Here is a 17,741-nt window from a genome sequence, read left to right as displayed (position 1 = left end):
ACCTCATTTTTAAACTTTACAAATGACAAAAAAAACTTTAGGAAGAACAGACAAAATTGACTTTCCAGTGTTAGATCTTTTTGAAATAGACTGTAAAATAGACACAGGCGCTTATACGTCTGCTATACACTGCTCTCTAGTAGAAGTTAAAGACGATGGTTTACATTGTACCTTTTACAGTAAAGGTCATCCTAATTTTAACAGTAAAACTAAAGTTTTTAAAGATTATACTTTTACTGATGTAAAAAGCAGCAATGGTTTTGTAGAAAACCGTTATAAAATAAAAACAGATGTTGTTTTTTTTGGTAAAACATACAAGATTAACTTAACTTTAAGCACACGAGACGATATGAGATTTCCGGTTTTAATTGGTAGACAGTTTTTAAAACGAAAATTTTTAGTAGATGTCGATATACAAAACCAATCCTTTAACTATAACAAATAAATGAACATTGTAATTTTATCTAGAAACGCCAACTTATACTCTACAGACCGTTTAGTCGAAGAAGGCGAAAATAGAGGCCATAAAATAGAAATAATAGATCCTTTAAAGTGTGATATTATTATTGAAAAAGAAAAACCAACTATTTACTACAAAGATCGCTATTTAGATTATGTAGATGCTATTATCCCTCGTATTGGAGCTTCAATAACGTTTTATGGTTGTGCTGTAGTAAGGCAGTTTGAAATGATGAATGTCTTTACAACTGCATCTTCTGAAGCTATTTTAAGATCTAGAGACAAGCTTAAAAGTTTACAAAGATTAAGTAAAGCCGGAATTGGAATGCCAAAAACCGTTTTTACAAACTATTCTAGAGACGTTGAAGAAGTTATAGAACATGTTGGTGGTGTACCTGTAATTATTAAATTACTAGAAGGTACGCAAGGTTTAGGGGTTGTTTTAGCAGAAAGTAAAAATGCTGCCGAATCTGTTTTAGAAGCCTTTAATGGCTTAGAAGCTAGAGTCATTGTTCAAGAATTTATAAAAGAAGCTAAAGGTGCAGATTTACGCGCACTTGTGGTTGATGGTCAAGTTGTTGGAGCTATGAAACGCCAAGGTAAAGAAGGTGAATTTAGATCTAATTTACATCGTGGTGGAAATGCACAAATTATAAAACTAAGTGCAGCTGAATTAAGCGTTGCTATGAAGGCATCTCAAGCATTAAAGCTACCAGTGTGTGGTGTTGACATGTTACAATCTGATAGAGGTCCTTTATTACTAGAAGTTAACTCTAGTCCTGGCTTAGAAGGTATTGAAAATGCTACAGGTAAAAATATTGCGAAAAGCATTATTAATTACATAGAAAGAAATACCAAAAAATAATTGATGTACGCAAACGAAGTTTTAGAAATTTTAGGAGAAAAAATAAAACCTGGGCAAAGCGCAGAAGTCAGTTTTAATGTAGCTAAGCTACATACTAGAACTCCAGTGGATGTTCCTATTATTATAGAACGTTCTAAAAAACCAGGTCCTACTATTTTATTTACAGCAGGTATACATGGTGATGAGATAAATGGAATTGAGATTGTACGACAACTAATATCTAAAGGCATAAATAAACCTAAAATCGGAACCACAATTTGTATTCCAGTACTAAACATTTTTGGTTTTATAAACATGGCTCGTGCTTTCCCTGATGGTCGTGATTTAAACCGTGTATTTCCAGGAATGAAAAATGGCTCATTAGCTAGTCGTGTGGCTTATGAGTTAATACATGAGGTCGTACCACATGTAGATTTTATAGTAGACTTTCATACAGGAGGCGCCTATCGTTTTAATGCACCTCAAATTCGTATTGAAAAAGGTAGCGAAGATGATGATGTTATGGCTGAAATATTTGGAGCTCCTTTTATATTATATTCTAAAAACCTTAATAAATCATTTAGAAATGCCTGTAATAAATTAGGAAAACCTATCCTATTATATGAAGGTGGAAAATCTTTTGATCTTGATAATACGGTCACTAATACAGGTGTTAATGGCGCAAAACGCATCATGAATCATTTTGGGATGTTACGTAGACAATTTAAAGTTACAGAACCCAAAAAAGAATGTGTAAAAATTACCGAAAGTTCTTGGATGCGTGCTAAACACTCTGGTATGTTTAAAGCTACTATAAAAGTTGGTATAGAGGTTAAAATAGGTGATGACATAGGAAACATAACAGATCCTTATGGTAAATTTAATCACTTTGTCAAAGCAAAATACTCTGGCTATATCATAAATATTAATCAATCTCCAATAGTATACCAAGGTGATGCTTTGTTTCATATCTCTACAGAAGTCTTAAAATAGTTTAAGATGAAAAAGGTCGATTTACGTAAAAAATATAAGTCTTTAAGACACATACTAACACAAGATCAAATTGAAGATTATAGTATTACTATTGCAAATCAGCTACTAACATTAGCTATTTGGAGTCATAGTTTTTACCATTTGTTTCTGACCATTACAGATCAGCATGAAGTTAATACCGATTATATTTTAAATATCTTATCAGGGAAGGATAAAAACATAGTCGTTTCTAAAAGCAATTTTACCAATAATACGTTAACCAACTATTTACTAACAGACGCTACAACATTTAAACTAAGCGATTATAATATCCCAGAACCAATAGATGGCATTGAGATTTTAAACCATAATATAGACGTGGTATTTGTTCCGCTTTTAGCGTTTGATTTAAAAGGACATCGTGTTGGTTATGGCAAAGGATTTTACGATAATTTATTAGCGTCTTGCAAGCCAGAAACCATTAAAGTTGGTTTATCCTTTTTTGATGCTGAAACTGAAATTGAAGATGTTTTTAGTGGAGATATTCCTTTAGATTATTGTGTTACGCCAAAACAAGTCTATAAATTTTAATCTTGTTCGTTTTTAGGAAACGCTTTTCTGTTAAAGAAAATTAATATTCCAAAACCAATACTAATTGCCACATCTGCTATATTAAATACAGGTTCAAAAAAGGTAAAATAATCTCCACCAATTAACGGAATCCATTCTGGTAAATACCCTTTCCATAACGGAAAGTATAACATGTCTACAACCTTACCATGCAATAAGCTATCATAACCTTGAGCAGGTAAAAACGAAGCGACTTGGCTAACGCTATCCTCAAACATAACACCATAAAACACAGAATCTAAAATATTACCTAAAGCACCTGCAAAAATAAATATTAACGCTAGTATTAAAGTTTTAGAATCTTGTTTTTTAATTGTTTTAACTAACCAGTATCCTATACCAATAATTGCAAAAATCCTAAAAACCGTTAAACTCAATTTTGCTGTCCTATCAGTCATAAACGGTAAAATATCGCTTAGTTTTGTTCCCCAAGCCATACCACTATTTTCAATAAAATATATTTTAAACCAATTAAAAACAGTTACGTCTTCGCCTAAAACAAAGTGAGTTTTGACATAAATTTTACTTATTTGATCAATAAGTAAAATAACAAAAATTAGTGCTGTAGCTTTTTTTAAATTCATAGTCTGATTAAACAAAAATAGGTTTATTTTTCAACTTTAGTGACCTTTATATTACCATTAATCGTGCGACAACTTATATTATATTTAGCATACTTAAATTGGGTTAATACTATATTTCCCGTTTTAGTATACGCTTCTACTTTTGCATTATTAGTTTCTATGTTAATATCTCCATTAACTGTATTAATGGACGCGTGACCTAAAAATTGCTTAAGATTGCAATTTCCTTGATTTAATTCGACAAAAATTGACGAATATGCTCCAACTAAATGCACAGCACCAATATTGCTTTTAATCTCTAATTTGATGTTTTTAGGCACTAATAATTGATACTCAACAGACATTACTTTATGTGCACTTAATTTGTCGTTATCTTTAACAAATAAAGGCTGAAAAGATGATGATATATATAGTGTCTGATTTACAATACTATCCACTATAACCAGTTGATTAGCGTGTTCTCCTTCAATTTTAACTTTTAATACAATAGTATTAGTTGGACTATTTGTTACGTTAATATTAAACACGTTATCTCCATTTATTAATACTGTATTAATAGCTTCTGCATGCCACATTTTTTCAGTGCTTTTTTGAGCACTTAAAGTGTTAGCTAGTAAAAATAATAGAATGGTAAGTTTAAGTTTCAAATGTCAAACTAATTAAAATATAAAACGCTTCAAGTAGTATTGAAGCGTTTATAAAATTAAAGACTATGTCTTTTTTATTGCTGCATATTTTTGGCCTCAATACTTAATGTCGCATGAGGTACTAACTCCAACCTTTTAGGATTAATTAGCTTACCAGTTACACGACAAACACCATAGGTTTTGTTTTCTATTCTAATTAAAGCATTTTTAAGGTCACGTATAAACTTTTCTTGTCTAATAGCTAAAGCAGAATTGGACTCTTTACTCATGGTTTCACTTCCTTCATCAAACGCTTTAAATGTAGGTGACGTATCATCTGTACCATTATTATGGTCATTCATGTAAGCACTTTGAATAAGCTCTAAATCATGCTGAGCTTGCTTTATTTTTTCTTGAATTAACACTTTAAATCCTGCTAACTCTTTGTCCGAATATCTAACGTTAATATCTGAATCCATATTTTAAATTTTTTGTATAAATAGTTTGGTATTTACGTCATCAAAAGCAATTTCTATACCACTATTTAATTGATTAATAATTTTTAGATCATCTGTTAAAGTTTCAGCTTTAATATAATCTATGTTTGTTTTTACCGCTTGTACAATGTTAGCATCTTCTTGTAATTGTACACTAATTTTATCTGTTACTTCAAAACCAGAATCTTTACGTAAATTTTGAATACGGTTTACTAGCTCTCTAGCTATCCCTTCTTCTTTTAACGCTTCTGATATTGTAACGTCTAAAGCTACTGTAATATTACCCTCATTTGCAACTAACCAACCCTCAATATCTTGAGAGGTGATTTCGACATCATCACGTTGTAATTTAACTATTTTTCCATTACAATCAACATCTATCTCTCCTTTTTGTTCAACAATTTTAATATCTGCTGCAGTCATTTTATTTATAGCTCCAGCGATAGTTTTCATGTCCTTACCAAATCGAGGTCCTAAGGTTTTAAAGTTAGGTTTAATTTGTTTTACTAATATATCTGATGCATCTTCTAAAAGCTCGATTTCCTTAATGTTTACCTCATGCTTTATTAAATCTGCAACCGCTAAAATTTCTTCTTTTTGCTGTTCCGAATCTATCGGAATCATAATTTTTTGTAATGGTTGACGCACTTTAATTTTTTCTTTAGCTCTTAATGATAATACTAAAGAAGAAATTGTTTGCGCACTCTCCATTTTACGTTCTAATGATTTATCAACAAAACTAGCATCAAACTTAGGGAACTCTGCTAAATGTACACTCTCAAAAGCTTCCTTTTTGGTAACTGAGTTTAAATCTAAATACAGTTTATCCATAAAGAATGGTGCAATTGGAGCACCTAACTTAGCTATAGTAACCATGCAAGTATATAGCGTTTGATAAGCCGAAATCTTATCTGTTTGATAATCTCCTTTCCAGAAACGTCTTCTACTTAAACGTACAAACCAATTACTAACATAATCTTGTGTAAAATCAGAAATAGCACGTGCTGCTTTTGTTGGTTCATATTCTGCATAGTATTGATCTACTTTTTGAATTAAAGTATGCAATTCTGACAATATCCATCGGTCTAATTCTGGTCGTTCTGCTAATGGAATTTCCGCTTCAGCGTAACTAAATTTATCCAAATTAGTGTATAAACTAAAAAATGAATAGGTGTTATATAGTGTTCCAAAAAATTTACGCTTCACCTCTTCAATACCATCTAAATCAAACTTTAAGTTATCCCAAGGATTTGCGTTAGATATCATGTACCAACGTGTCGCATCTGCACCATAAGTTTCTAAAGTCTCAAATGGATCTGTGGCGTTTCCTAAACGCTTAGACATTTTTTGACCATTTTTATCTAAAACCAATCCGTTAGACACGACGTTTTTATAGGCAACCGAGTCAAATACCATGGTTGCTATAGCGTGTAACGTATAAAACCAACCTCTAGTTTGGTCTACACCTTCTGCAATAAAATCTGCAGGAAAGGCTTTATTATCGTCAATTTTATCTTTGTTTTCAAATGGATAGTGCCATTGTGCATAAGGCATGGATCCGGAATCAAACCACACATCAATTAAGTCACTTTCACGTTGCATTGGCTGCCCACTTGGAGACACTAACACGATAGCATCCACAATATTTTTATGTAAATCTAACTTAGCATAGTTTTCTTCGGAATTGTTTCCAACTTCAAAATCTTCGAATATATCCTTAGCTAAAACACCAGCTGAAACTGCTTTTTTCATTTCGGCTTTAAGCTCTTCAACAGATCCTATACAGATCTCTTCCTTACCATCTTCTGTTCTCCAGATTGGTAATGGGATTCCCCAATAACGTGATCTAGATAAATTCCAATCGTTTGCGTTTGCTAACCAATTACCAAAACGTCCTGTACCAGTTGATTTAGGTTTCCAGTTTATGGTATCATTATTAGCTACCATTTTTTCTTTAACATCAGTGACTTTAATAAACCAAGAATCTAATGGGTAATATAAGATTGGTTTATCTGTACGCCAACAGTGTGGGTAACTGTGCTTATATTTTTCAACCTTAAAGGCTTTATTTTCTTCTTTTAACTTAATAGCTAACTCAACATCTATTGAACGTTCTGGTGCTTCGCCATCTTTATAATATTCATTCTTAACATATTTACCACCAAACTCACCCATTTCTGGTCTAAACTTACCTTGTAAATCTACAAGAGGTACTAAGTTTCCATTATCGTCTTTTACCAATAATGGTGGAATTTCTGGCGTAGCTTGTTTTGCTACTAAGGCATCATCTGCTCCAAATGTTGGTGCTGTATGTACGATACCTGTACCATCCTCAGTAGTAACAAAATCACCAGCAATTACCCTAAATGCATCTTGAGGATTATCATTTGGTAATGCGTATTGTAGTAATTGTTCGTATTTAATACCAACAAGGTCTTTTCCTTTAAATTCTTTTACGATATAAAAAGGAATTTTTTTGTCACCATCTTTATACTCTAATAATTCTGGTTTTGAATCTACCTTTTTAAATTTACCATCAAACTGCTTATTTACCAATGCTTTTGCCATAATCACATTGATTGGCTTGAATGTGTATTGGTTATAAGTTTCGACTAAAACATAATCTATCTTTGGACCTACAGTTAATGCTGTATTACTTGGTAATGTCCAAGGTGTTGTTGTCCATGCTGTAAAATGTATGTCACCTTCGTTTTGTAAAAAGTCCGGTAATGTACTTTCAATAGCTTTAAACTGCGCAACAATGGTAGTATCTGTGACATCTTGATAGGCTCCTGGTTGATTAACCTCATGCGAACTTAAACCAGTTCCTGCTTTTGGAGAATAAGGTTGGATGGTATACCCTTTGTACATTAGCTTTTTAGAATAAATCTCTTTTAAAAGCCACCAAACGGTTTCCATATATTTAGGCTCATAAGTAACATATGGATCGTCCATATCTACCCAGTATCCCATTTTTTGAGTTAGATCATTCCAAACATCTGTATATCGCATTACTGCTTTACGACAGGCAGCATTATAGTCCTCTACCGAAATTGTTTTACCAATATCTTCTTTGGTAATACCAAGTTCTTTCTCTACACCAAGCTCTATTGGTAAACCATGCGTATCCCAACCAGCTTTACGCTTAACTTGATAACCTTTCATGGTTTTGTAACGTGGAAAAATATCTTTTATAGCTCGTGCTAAAACGTGATGTACACCAGGCAATCCGTTTGCTGAAGGTGGTCCTTCAAAAAACACGTAAGGCTCTGCGTTTTCACGAGTTGTTACACTTTTTTCAAAGATGTTATTGTCTTTCCAATATTTAAGAATTTCTTCTGCTACGTTTGGTAAGTTAAGTCCTTTATATTCAGTGAATCCTGCGCTCATTTTTTCTAATTTCGTTATAGAGTCGCGAAATTAATGAATTCTGTTTAAAACTCTGTTTTTTGAGCATAAAAAAAGCTTAAAACAACAACACGATATAGCAAAATTATCGAGAAAGTATGAATCTAATAAAATCCACTACGTAATTATCAAATCCACCAAGTCTTCAATTTTTGAGATTAATTGAATTTTGATTGCAGTATTTTTTAATGAAATTTTATTGTATTTAGACACAAAAATAGTGGAGAAACCTAGTTTTTCTGCCTCAAGTATACGTTGTTCTACACGTTGTACTGGTCGGATTTCTCCAGATAAACCAACTTCGGCAGCAAAACAAAAATTAGCTTGTAAGGCTTCGTCTTCATTTGAGGACAAAATTGCAGCTACCACTGCTAAATCTATTGCTGGATCATCCACAGATATACCTCCAGTTATATTTAAAAAAACATCCTTAGCGCCAAGTCTAAAACCTGCACGTTTTTCTAAGACAGCCAATAACATGTTTAATCGTTTAGCATTAAAACCTGTTGCACTACGTTGAGGCGTACCGTAAACCGCTGTGCTAACTAAAGCCTGAACCTCAATCATTAAAGGACGCATGCCTTCTAACGTTGCAGCTATAGCATTACCAGATAACTCGTCATCCTTTTTAGAAATTAATATTTCGCTTGGATTAGATACTTCTCTTAATCCCGAACCTTGCATTTCATATATTCCAAGTTCATGCGTGGATCCGAATCGGTTTTTTTGTGCACGTAAAATTCTAAAAACATGGTTACGATCGCCTTCAAACTGAAGCACAGTATCCACCATGTGTTCTAATATTTTTGGACCAGCGATGTTACCATCTTTTGTTATATGACCAATTAAAATTACAGGTGTATTGGTTTCTTTAGCAAATTTAATAAGCTCTGTGGTGCATTCTTTAATTTGACTAATACTTCCGCTTGATGACTCTATATAATCAGAATGTAATGTTTGTATGGAATCTATTATTACAATATCTGGCTCTAAAGCTTCGATTTGCTTAAAAATGTTTTGTGTTTTTGTTTCGGTAAGAATGTAACAACTTTGGTTTTCTGGATTAATACGCTCAGCCCGCATTTTTATTTGCTTTTGACTTTCTTCTCCAGAAACGTATAGTGTTTTATAAGGTAATTTTAATGAAATTTGAAGTAGTAATGTACTTTTACCAATTCCTGGCTCTCCACCTAAAAGCGTTAAAGATCCTGGTACAATTCCGCCTCCTAATACGCGATTAAACTCTGCATCTAAGGTATCTAATCTAGCTTCTTTTGAGGAATCAATTTCATTAATCCTTAAAGGCTTAGACGCTCTTTTTATACTACTGGTTGGAGTTTTCCAATCGCTTTTTTCTGGTTTTTGGACAACCTCTTCAACAATTGTATTCCATTCTTTACAAGCATTACATTGTCCTTGCCATTTAGCATATTGTGTCCCGCAATTTTGACAAAAAAAGGTGGTTTTTACTTTAGCCATAAGTTAATATCCAAAATCTGCTTTAATCTGTTCTGATAATTCTAAAACGTGATCTTTAGTAATACCTGCAATTTCTGATAGGACATATGCTGATTGATAGGTTTTCATTGCTTTTTTAGGCTCACCTGTTTCTTCATAAAAACGTCCTAAATAATAATTTCCTAATAATGTATCTGGATATTCTTTTCTTGCTAGTTTTCCTAAATCTTCAAAATATTCCCAATTCTCTTTCTTTTTAATAGCTGCTTCAATTGCCTTAAAATCGTTAATTAAAATTGGTTTTTTTATACCAAACAACTCATCAATCATTTGATATTTTTCTGTCAAGTAATCTACTGGATTACCTTCTAGCTTAAGTATTGTTTCTTTATATTCTTTTTTGCTAATTGGCTGAAAAACTAAAAAGATACTTTCTAATGCTTTAGGGATTGCGTGCGTTGGAAGTGTATAATGCGAAGGTCCATCAAATGTCTCAAATGTTTTTAATACATTATTATTTTCTATTGGTTTTAACGCTTTTGATAATGCTTCAGTTTGTTCATGAATATTTGAAGCATCATTTGTAGCACTTGCTAAATAATAAAATGTTTTTTGCTCTAACTTAGGAAAAACCTCTGTTAAATAATTAGCCATGTCTGGAGCTAACTCTGGACTTAAAACAATGTAAGATTGAAATAAAGGCACTCCTTTTAACAGATAATAATTAATAAAATTAGCTGTTTTACCATGTCCCACAGCGACTTTAAAGTTTTCTGTACGGAAGGTTTTATCTATAAACGGAACCAACTCCATGCTAATAAACTCAAAAAAGGCTGCTCCACTTTCGATTGGTAACGAGTTTTGCTCGCTGTAATAACAATCATTTTCTCTTAATCCATATTGATTGATTCCAATAACAATAGCTTCTGGTATATCTTCCCAATAGGCATAATAGTCCACATTTCCTGCGACAGGCTCAAACAAGTAATCTGCATCAAAAACATATATTACAGGATATTTTTTACTTGATGTGTCATAATTTCTTGGTAATTGGATTTTTATTTGTCTAGTTTCTCCTAACCTTTCAGAGTTAAGCTCTTTATATATGGTTTGCGCAATAAGGTTAGACGATAAAAACAAACCTACAAATAGAAAAAATACATGTTTCATGATGTGTGACAATTAAGTTTGGGTGTAAGTTACAAATTATTTGTTTCGGTTAAAAAAAGGAAGATATAATAAAGAGATACCTCCAAAAACAAAAACCAAAATTGTTTGAGAACTCCACATAATCCAACCAAAAGCCCGACTAGGATCAACGGGTAAATTAAATAAAGAAAATGCAATAACAATTGCTTCCGGATACGATCCTATACCTCCATTAGTAGCAGCAATACTAAAACTTGCTAAAATAAAACCTATTAAAACAGCTCCAAAAGGCATAGTGTTTAAATCAGGAAAGGCTAATGTTGTAACATAAAACATTAAAACATACATGGTCCAAATAAATAATGTATGACATATAAAAGCCCACTTTTTTTTCATTTTAAAAATACTTAGTGCTCCTTCAATCAACCCACTTACAAATCCTTTTATTTTTAAAGCAATTTTTGACTGACTTCTTTTTATAAAAAGAATAAAAAACAACCCAAAAACCAACAAGATTAATCCTGCTAGTATGATTTTGGTAAAATCAAATTTATCTATTAAAAAACTATATATAAAGTCAAATTGTAAAAACAAAGTAATCGCTATTATACCTAGCATGACTATCATGTCTGCTATACGCTCTGCTACTATTGTACCAAATCCTTTTTCAAAGGGCACATTTTCATAATTTGTTAAAATTGTAGCTCTAGCAACTTCTCCTGCTCTTGGGATTGTGTAGTTAATTAAGTAAGTTGCAAAAACAGCCATTATACTATTGCCTAATTTAATCTTGTAACCTAATGGCTCCAACATAAACAACCAACGGTATGCTCTAGATAAGTGACTTAATAAACCAAAAAAAACACCTAATAAGATGTATTTGTAATCTGCATTTTTAGCATATTGAATAATATCTGCAAAAGATAATTGGGATAGAGAATACCATATTAAAAAAACTCCCAATACAATTGGGAGCGTTATTTTTAATATTTTTACTGCAAGTCCTTTAGACATTTATTTTAATAAGTTTGTCGCTTCATCTGGAAATACTAATGAAGGCTTAAAAACTTTAGCTTCTTCAATATCCATAAACGCATACGTTATTAATATCAAAATGTCATCTTTAGCGACTAATCTTGATGCTGCTCCATTTAAAGTGATTTCACCACTGTTTCTAGGCCCAGGAATAGCATACGTTTCAAGTCTTGCACCATTATTATTATTAACAATTTGCACTTTTTCTCCTTGAATAATATTAGCTGCATCCATCAAATCCTCGTCAATGGTGATACTACCTATATAATTTAGGTCAGCTCCTGTTACTTTTACTCTGTGAATCTTAGATTTTACTACTTGTATTTGCATAGGGCAAAGATAATTAATTTAGAGCGATATTATCTATTAATCTTATGTCGTCTGCATAAACTGCAATAAACGCTCTGTAAGTGTTAGTTTTATTTTTTCTTTTTACAGTCTTTAAAGTGTCCACATCAGCTATAATAAAATATTCCAGTTGTAATAAATCATGATTTTTAAACTGTTGTTCAACCCACTTTGTAGTCTTATCTGCACTTTTTGTGCCAAACTTAATTTTAGCCTCTTTAAGTGTTTGATATATAAAAGGCGCTGCTTTTTTATAGTCAGGCTTTAAACGTACGTTTCTAGAGCTCATAGCTAATCCAGAGCTTTCTCTAAAAATATCACAACCTATAATAGTTACAGGCAAATTATATTTAGTTACTAGTTTTTTAATGATAGCTAATTGCTGAAAATCTTTCTCTCCAAAATAAGCATTTTCAGGCTTTACTATTTCAAACAATCGTTTAACAATGGTACCTACTCCGTCAAAATGTCCTGCTCTAAATTTACCTTCCATTTCAAACTCAAGACCATCAAAACTAAAATGTTGTGCTTTTGTATTACCATCATAAATATCATCTACAGTTGGAGCGTACACTATTATTTGGTCAGAAACCGTCTTTAATAGCGCAACATCTTCCTCTAAGGTTCGTGGATATTTAGCTAAATCGTCAGCATTATCAAATTGAGTAGGGTTAACAAAAATACTAACAACTACCCTTGAGTTATTAGCCAATCCTTCCTTAACCAATGATAAGTGACCTTGGTGTAAAGCTCCCATAGTAGGCACAAAACCAATGCTTTCTCCATCTTGTTTTAAAGATGAAATATGCGCACCTATTTTGGATTTATTAGTAAATACAAGCATTTTTAATATTTAATTAACGGATGCAAACTTAATATTTTAGTAGCAATCTGCATAAAATTTTGTACTTTTGCGTGTTTTTTAATGATAATTCTGAAAAGTTAAACAATATATGAAAGATAAGAGGATATTATATGTATCATCTGAAGTGGTGCCTTATTTACCAGAAACAGAAATTTCTTCAATGTCATTTGAAACACCAAGGATGATAAATCAGCAAGGTGGACAAATAAGAATTTTTATGCCTAGATATGGAAATATCAACGAAAGAAGACATCAATTACATGAGGTTATCCGTCTTTCTGGTATTAATTTAGTTGTTAACGATTTAGACATGCCTTTAATTATCAAGGTAGCCTCTATTCCAAAAGAACGCATACAAGTTTACTTTATAGACAATGACGAGTACTTTAAAAGAAAAGCAACATTAACAGACGAGGATGGTACTTTGTTTACTGATAATGATGAAAGAGCTATCTTTTTTGCAAAAGGAGTTATTGAAACTGTTAAAAAATTAAATTGGTCTCCAGACATCATTCATGTTCATGGTTGGTTAGCATCATTACTGCCTTTATACTTAAAACAATTTTATAAAGACGAACCATTATTTAATGAAAGTAAGATTGTTACTTCAATATATAAAAGTGGCTTTGAAAATGAATTAAATTCAAAATTAGTTGACAAAATTAAATTTGATAACATTGATGAAGAACAAATAAAAGACTTGGTTAAGCCTACTTACAATAACTTAATGAAAGTGGCAATAGACAATTCTGACGCATTAATTATTGGCTCAGAAGATTTACCTGAAGAGCTAACCTCATACCTAGCAAATTCTAATAAGCCTGTTTTAGATTTCCATCCAAAAGATGAATTTAGCGAAGCATACACTAATTTTTATACAACTAGCGTTTTAGACTAACGCAATATTGCCATATTTAAGAAATATCTATGAAAAGATTCATAATAAACAGCATCAAACCTTTAGTCGTTTTGATGATAATTGCCTTTACCGCTATTGCTTGCGACAAAGATTTTGTAAATGTAGAAAGTGATATTAGAGGAGCTCAAAATTTTACTACAAATAGTAAACTATTCCCTTTTGTTGCCTACAACAAAAAACTAGAAGGCGTACAAACAAGTGGCTTATCCAGCAATGTCCTTGGTATCTATAACGACCCAAATTACGGATCGACTGCAGCAAGTTTTATATCACAAATTACACCAGACAATTTAGCGCCAGATTTTGGTGATAACCCATCAATAGTATCTGTTAAATTATATCTTCCATATTTTTCTACAATAACTGAAACCGATGAAGATGGTAACTCAACCTACACATTAGATTCTATCTACGGTAACACAACTAGTCCATTTAAGTTATCGGTTTACCAATCAAGCTATTTCTTAAGAAACTTAGATCCTGAAACAAATTTTGAAGAAGATCAAGCCTATTATTCAAATGCTTACACTAATTTAAATTTAGAAGCTTTTGAGGAGCAATTACTTTACCCTGCAGATCCAAATCAAACATTTACCCCAAGTGCTTTAGAGCATGTGATTCAAGCAGAAGTTGAACCAGGAGAAGACCCTGAAGTGGAAGAGCGATTAGCACCAGGAATTTATGTAGATTTAAACGACCCTAGTATTGTGCCAACTAACTATTGGGAAGACATACTTTTTACTGCTGATGGAAGTGCAAATCCTGCAATAACTAATGCTGCAGATTTTAAAAACTTTTTTAGAGGATTAATTTTAAAAGTAGAACAAATCGGAACCTCAGTAGATGGAAGCCTACTATTTTTAGACCTTACTACCAATGCTAAAGTTGAAATTAAGTATGAATATGATGGAGAGGACGCTGGAGATAGAGAAACAGGAACCTACACCTTTAACTTTAATGGCAACAAGTTTAACACGTTTAAAAACTTACCAAACTTTACACCATTAACAGATGGAAATACTACCTTAGGTGATGATCAATTGTTATTAAAAGGTTTTGAAGGATCAATGACTGTTTTAGACCTATTTAATGGAAATATTATTGACGAGAATAACGCAACTCAAGATTCGTGGGAATATTTTAAAGATAAAAATGGAAAATGGCTAATCAATGAAGCTAACTTAAACCTATATGTAGATCATAGTGTATCTGCAGGAGGAACTTCAGAACCAGACAGAATAATGGTTTACGATTTAAAAAACAATCTTCCTATTATAGATTACTTTGTTGATGCAACAAGCAACTCAACAGACCCTTATAACTCAAAAATAATTTACTCTCCAAAACTTGAAAGAGATGATAGTGGAAATGGAGTAAAATATAAAATTAGACTTACAGAGCATATCAACAACATATTGTTAAAAGACTCTACTAATACAAAATTAGGTATTTACGTCACTAATAATATTAACTTATTTGGGACATCAAAAGTATTTAATACTACTGATAGTGATATCGTAAATATTATTCCTAGAAGTTCAGTTATTGCTCCAGAAGGAACAATACTTTACGGGAATACACCAGCTGTTCCGGAAAACGTAAGAGCTACTTTTGAAATTTTTTATACAGAACCTGAAAATTAAATTATTATGTGTGGTATTGTTGGATACATAGGTCATAGAGAAGCTTACCCTATTGTAATGGAAGGCTTAAAACGTTTAGAATACAGAGGATATGATAGTGCTGGAATAGCATTATATGATGGGTCTGATATTAAACTATCTAAAACTAAAGGTAAAGTCGCTGATCTAGAAGAACGTGTAAAAGAAGAAATTACAACAGAAGGAACAATTGGTATTGGACATACAAGATGGGCAACCCATGGTGTACCAAATGATGTTAACTCTCATCCACACTATTCAAATTCAGGTGACTTAGTTATAATTCATAACGGAATTATTGAAAATTACGATTCAATAAAAACGGAACTAATTAAAAGAGGTTATGTTTTTAAATCAGATACAGATACTGAGGTTTTAATTAACCTAATAGAGGAAGTTAAGAAAAAACAAAACGTCAAATTAGGTAAAGCGGTACAATTAGCACTTAATGAGGTTGTCGGAGCTTATGCAATTGCTGTTTTTGATAAAAACAAACCAAACGAAATTGTAGTAGCTAAACTAGGAAGTCCATTAGCCATAGGTATTGGAGATGATGAGTTTTTTATAGCTAGTGATGCCTCTCCTTTTATAGAGTTTACAAAAAACGCTATTTATCTTGAAGATGAAGAAATGGCAATCGTCCGTCGAGATAAAAAAATAAAAATCAGAAAAATAAAGGACGATTCTGAAGTTAACCCATCAATGCAAGAGCTTAAGTTTAATCTTGAGCAAATTGAAAAAGGTGGTTACGAGCATTTTATGTTAAAAGAAATCCATGAACAACCAAATGCAATAAGAGATACTTACAGAGGTCGTTTATTAGCCAAAGAAGGAATAATTCGCATGGCTGGTATAGATGATAATATTGAAAAGTTTTTAAACGCTAATCGTATTATTATTGTAGCTTGTGGTACATCATGGCACGCAGGTTTAGTAGCCGAGTATATTTTTGAAGACTTAGCAAGAATACCTGTTGAAGTAGAATACGCATCAGAATTTAGATACCGTAATCCTGTAATCACAGAAAAAGATGTTGTAATAGCAATATCACAATCTGGAGAGACTGCAGATACACTTGCTGCAATTAAATTAGCAAAATCTAAAGGCGCTTTTGTCTTTGGAGTATGTAATGTAGTTGGATCGACTATTGCAAGAGAAACAAATGCTGGAGCATATACACACGCAGGACCAGAAATAGGTGTTGCCTCAACTAAAGCCTTTACAACACAAATTACTGTATTGACTTTAATAGCTTTAAAGCTAGCTAAAGCTAACGGAAGCATGTCAAATTCAGTTTTCCATCATCACTTACAAGAATTAGAGCTAATTCCTGAAAAAGTAAAAGAAGCTTTAAAAGCTGACGAACACATTAAAAAAGTTGCAGAGATATATAAAGATGCTAAAAACTGTTTGTATTTAGGAAGAGGTTACAACTTCCCGGTAGCACTAGAAGGAGCATTAAAACTTAAGGAAATATCATACATACACGCTGAAGGTTATCCTGCTGCAGAAATGAAGCATGGACCAATTGCTTTAATAGATGAGCAAATGCCTGTATTTGTTATAGCAACTAAAAAAGGACATTACGAAAAAGTAGTAAGCAATATTCAAGAAATTAAATCTAGATCTGGTAAAATAATAGGAATAGTTACCACTGGAGATGTCGATGTTAAAAATGTTGCAGATCATGTCATTGAAGTACCAGAGACTATTGAGTCGTTAACTCCATTACTTACAACAATTCCACTTCAACTTTTATCATATCATATTGCTGTAATGCTTGAAAAAAATGTTGATCAACCACGAAATTTAGCAAAATCTGTTACGGTGGAGTAGTCACGAACGGGGGTGAGTTGATTTAACTTTTTACGACCTCGTTTAACTGGCATAATAGATATTTGGGTTCCGTTTTCGGAACCCTTTTCTTTTTCTAATACGACAGGTATTTTAAAATTAATATTTAAAAGGTGCAGTTTATTCTCATTATCATAGTTCACTGTTATTTTATCTATTATAACCTTGAGAAACTCCTTTTTCATCTCGTCTGAAATATTGGTTTGAGTTTTGATATGTTCTGAGAAATTGTCAACCCAGTCAAACCATTTCTGTTCAGTTCCTAATTGCCTCAGTTTACTTCTCAAACCTTCAATCTTCAATTTGACTTGTTTAAGCTTTATGGCGAGGTCTTTTTTTAAAAGTTTATAAACCTGTTCAGAAGAAAACTCTTGTAATATATTCCGTGATTCGATTTCTACTAAACCTCTTTCAATAGTTGTCTTAGTTTTT

17 protein-coding genes are annotated in these 17,741 nt (G+C 32.2%); 7 read left to right on the top strand and 10 right to left on the bottom strand.

Translation table 11 applies throughout. The annotated features are described in order from the left end of the window. Positions 1–22: 22 nt before the first annotated feature. The 4 genes from M890_RS0114045 to M890_RS0114030 are packed head-to-tail and all read left to right on the top strand — an operon-like array spanning position 23 to position 2,866. Positions 23–445, top strand: a complete 423-nt coding sequence (locus tag M890_RS0114045; protein WP_028284123.1) for an ATP-dependent zinc protease family protein — start codon at positions 23–25, stop codon at positions 443–445. Beyond that, positions 446–1,324 carry a 30S ribosomal protein S6--L-glutamate ligase gene (gene rimK / locus M890_RS0114040; RefSeq protein ID WP_028284122.1) on the top strand — a complete coding sequence of 293 codons (879 nt, stop codon included), beginning with the start codon at positions 446–448 and terminating at the stop codon, positions 1,322–1,324. Between the two features lie 3 nt (positions 1,325–1,327). After that, entirely contained in the window at positions 1,328–2,296 is a 969-nt protein-coding gene (locus M890_RS0114035; RefSeq protein WP_036597702.1) for a succinylglutamate desuccinylase/aspartoacylase family protein, read from the top strand. Positions 2,297–2,302: 6 nt separating this feature from the next. Beyond that, on the top strand, positions 2,303–2,866 hold the full coding sequence (locus tag M890_RS0114030) for a 5-formyltetrahydrofolate cyclo-ligase (protein ID WP_028284120.1): 564 nt from the start codon (positions 2,303–2,305) through the stop codon (positions 2,864–2,866). On the opposite strand, the gene M890_RS0114025 is transcribed toward M890_RS0114030, so the two are convergent. From M890_RS0114025 to panC, 9 genes are all read right to left on the bottom strand, one after another. Continuing rightward, the gene (locus tag M890_RS0114025; protein WP_028284119.1) at positions 2,863–3,489 is read right to left on the bottom strand and encodes a lipoprotein signal peptidase; all 627 of its coding nucleotides are present in this window, start codon (positions 3,487–3,489) and stop codon (positions 2,863–2,865) included. The two genes, M890_RS0114030 and M890_RS0114025, sit on opposite strands and share 4 nt — an antisense overlap. A 23-nt stretch (positions 3,490–3,512) precedes the next feature. Continuing rightward, the gene (locus tag M890_RS0114020) at positions 3,513–4,136 is read right to left on the bottom strand and encodes a DUF4097 family beta strand repeat-containing protein (RefSeq protein ID WP_051437550.1); all 624 of its coding nucleotides are present in this window, start codon (positions 4,134–4,136) and stop codon (positions 3,513–3,515) included. A 74-nt stretch (positions 4,137–4,210) separates the two neighbouring features. Further along, positions 4,211–4,594 (bottom strand): TraR/DksA family transcriptional regulator, encoded by a 384-nt coding sequence (locus tag M890_RS0114015; RefSeq protein ID WP_028284117.1) that lies wholly within the window; start codon positions 4,592–4,594, stop codon positions 4,211–4,213. A 3-nt stretch (positions 4,595–4,597) separates the two neighbouring features. After that, positions 4,598–8,002, bottom strand: coding sequence for an isoleucine--tRNA ligase (gene ileS / locus M890_RS0114010; protein ID WP_028284116.1), 3,405 nt, complete (start codon positions 8,000–8,002; stop codon positions 4,598–4,600). A gap of 135 nt (positions 8,003–8,137) precedes the next feature. Beyond that, complete coding sequence (gene radA / locus M890_RS0114005) at positions 8,138–9,499, bottom strand: DNA repair protein RadA (protein ID WP_028284115.1); 1,362 nt, start codon at positions 9,497–9,499, stop codon at positions 8,138–8,140. Between the two features lie 3 nt (positions 9,500–9,502). Beyond that, positions 9,503–10,648: an alpha/beta hydrolase gene (locus tag M890_RS0114000; RefSeq protein WP_028284114.1), complete on the bottom strand. Its 1,146-nt coding sequence runs from the start codon at positions 10,646–10,648 to the stop codon at positions 9,503–9,505. Positions 10,649–10,684: 36 nt separating this feature from the next. Then, a complete protein-coding gene (locus M890_RS0113995; RefSeq protein ID WP_028284113.1) occupies positions 10,685–11,641 on the bottom strand; it encodes a lysylphosphatidylglycerol synthase transmembrane domain-containing protein in 957 nt (318 codons plus the stop codon). Further along, positions 11,642–11,992 (bottom strand): aspartate 1-decarboxylase, encoded by a 351-nt coding sequence (panD, locus tag M890_RS0113990; protein ID WP_028284112.1) that lies wholly within the window; start codon positions 11,990–11,992, stop codon positions 11,642–11,644. Between the two features lie 13 nt (positions 11,993–12,005). After that, positions 12,006–12,854: a pantoate--beta-alanine ligase gene (panC, locus tag M890_RS0113985; RefSeq protein WP_028284111.1), complete on the bottom strand. Its 849-nt coding sequence runs from the start codon at positions 12,852–12,854 to the stop codon at positions 12,006–12,008. A 109-nt stretch (positions 12,855–12,963) separates the two neighbouring features. On the opposite strand from panC, the gene M890_RS0113980 reads away from it, so the two are divergent. Genes M890_RS0113980 through glmS form a run of 3 tightly spaced genes read left to right on the top strand, consistent with a single transcriptional unit; the run spans position 12,964 to position 17,291 of the window. Then, positions 12,964–13,773, top strand: coding sequence for a glycogen/starch synthase (locus tag M890_RS0113980; RefSeq protein ID WP_028284110.1), 810 nt, complete (start codon positions 12,964–12,966; stop codon positions 13,771–13,773). A gap of 29 nt (positions 13,774–13,802) precedes the next feature. Continuing rightward, positions 13,803–15,437, top strand: coding sequence for a beta-barrel-assembly machine lipoprotein BamH (locus M890_RS0113975; protein ID WP_084553698.1), 1,635 nt, complete (start codon positions 13,803–13,805; stop codon positions 15,435–15,437). A gap of 6 nt (positions 15,438–15,443) precedes the next feature. After that, positions 15,444–17,291, top strand: coding sequence for a glutamine--fructose-6-phosphate transaminase (isomerizing) (glmS, locus tag M890_RS0113970; RefSeq protein ID WP_028284108.1), 1,848 nt, complete (start codon positions 15,444–15,446; stop codon positions 17,289–17,291). Here glmS and M890_RS16885 read toward each other — a convergent pair. Next, positions 17,252–17,741, bottom strand: a 490-nt coding sequence (locus M890_RS16885) for a hypothetical protein (RefSeq protein WP_036597698.1), incomplete at its 5' end; no start/stop codon positions are given. The two genes, glmS and M890_RS16885, sit on opposite strands and share 40 nt — an antisense overlap.

This window comes from Olleya marilimosa CAM030 (genome assembly GCF_000518485.1).
GTDB lineage: Bacteria > Bacteroidota > Bacteroidia > Flavobacteriales > Flavobacteriaceae > Olleya > Olleya marilimosa.
Note: the sequence above shows the minus strand (reverse complement) of the source record. Positions and strands in the feature narration are given on the sequence as shown.

What these genes read in the sequence shown, in the direction of transcription:
- M890_RS0114045 (WP_028284123.1), top strand. Translation starts at nt 23, where the DNA reads ATGACAAAAAAAACTTTAGGAAGAACAGACAAAATTGACTTTCCAGTG.
- rimK (WP_028284122.1), top strand. Translation starts at nt 446, where the DNA reads ATGAACATTGTAATTTTATCTAGAAACGCCAACTTATACTCTACAGAC.
- M890_RS0114035 (WP_036597702.1), top strand. Translation starts at nt 1,328, where the DNA reads ATGTACGCAAACGAAGTTTTAGAAATTTTAGGAGAAAAAATAAAACCT.
- M890_RS0114030 (WP_028284120.1), top strand. Translation starts at nt 2,303, where the DNA reads ATGAAAAAGGTCGATTTACGTAAAAAATATAAGTCTTTAAGACACATA.
- M890_RS0114025 (WP_028284119.1), bottom strand. Translation starts at nt 3,489, where the DNA reads ATGAATTTAAAAAAAGCTACAGCACTAATTTTTGTTATTTTACTTATT.
- M890_RS0114015 (WP_028284117.1), bottom strand. Translation starts at nt 4,594, where the DNA reads ATGGATTCAGATATTAACGTTAGATATTCGGACAAAGAGTTAGCAGGA.
- ileS (WP_028284116.1), bottom strand. Translation starts at nt 8,002, where the DNA reads ATGAGCGCAGGATTCACTGAATATAAAGGACTTAACTTACCAAACGTA.
- radA (WP_028284115.1), bottom strand. Translation starts at nt 9,499, where the DNA reads ATGGCTAAAGTAAAAACCACCTTTTTTTGTCAAAATTGCGGGACACAA.
- M890_RS0114000 (WP_028284114.1), bottom strand. Translation starts at nt 10,648, where the DNA reads ATGAAACATGTATTTTTTCTATTTGTAGGTTTGTTTTTATCGTCTAAC.
- M890_RS0113995 (WP_028284113.1), bottom strand. Translation starts at nt 11,641, where the DNA reads ATGTCTAAAGGACTTGCAGTAAAAATATTAAAAATAACGCTCCCAATT.
- panD (WP_028284112.1), bottom strand. Translation starts at nt 11,992, where the DNA reads ATGCAAATACAAGTAGTAAAATCTAAGATTCACAGAGTAAAAGTAACA.
- panC (WP_028284111.1), bottom strand. Translation starts at nt 12,854, where the DNA reads ATGCTTGTATTTACTAATAAATCCAAAATAGGTGCGCATATTTCATCT.
- M890_RS0113980 (WP_028284110.1), top strand. Translation starts at nt 12,964, where the DNA reads ATGAAAGATAAGAGGATATTATATGTATCATCTGAAGTGGTGCCTTAT.
- M890_RS0113975 (WP_084553698.1), top strand. Translation starts at nt 13,803, where the DNA reads ATGAAAAGATTCATAATAAACAGCATCAAACCTTTAGTCGTTTTGATG.
- glmS (WP_028284108.1), top strand. Translation starts at nt 15,444, where the DNA reads ATGTGTGGTATTGTTGGATACATAGGTCATAGAGAAGCTTACCCTATT.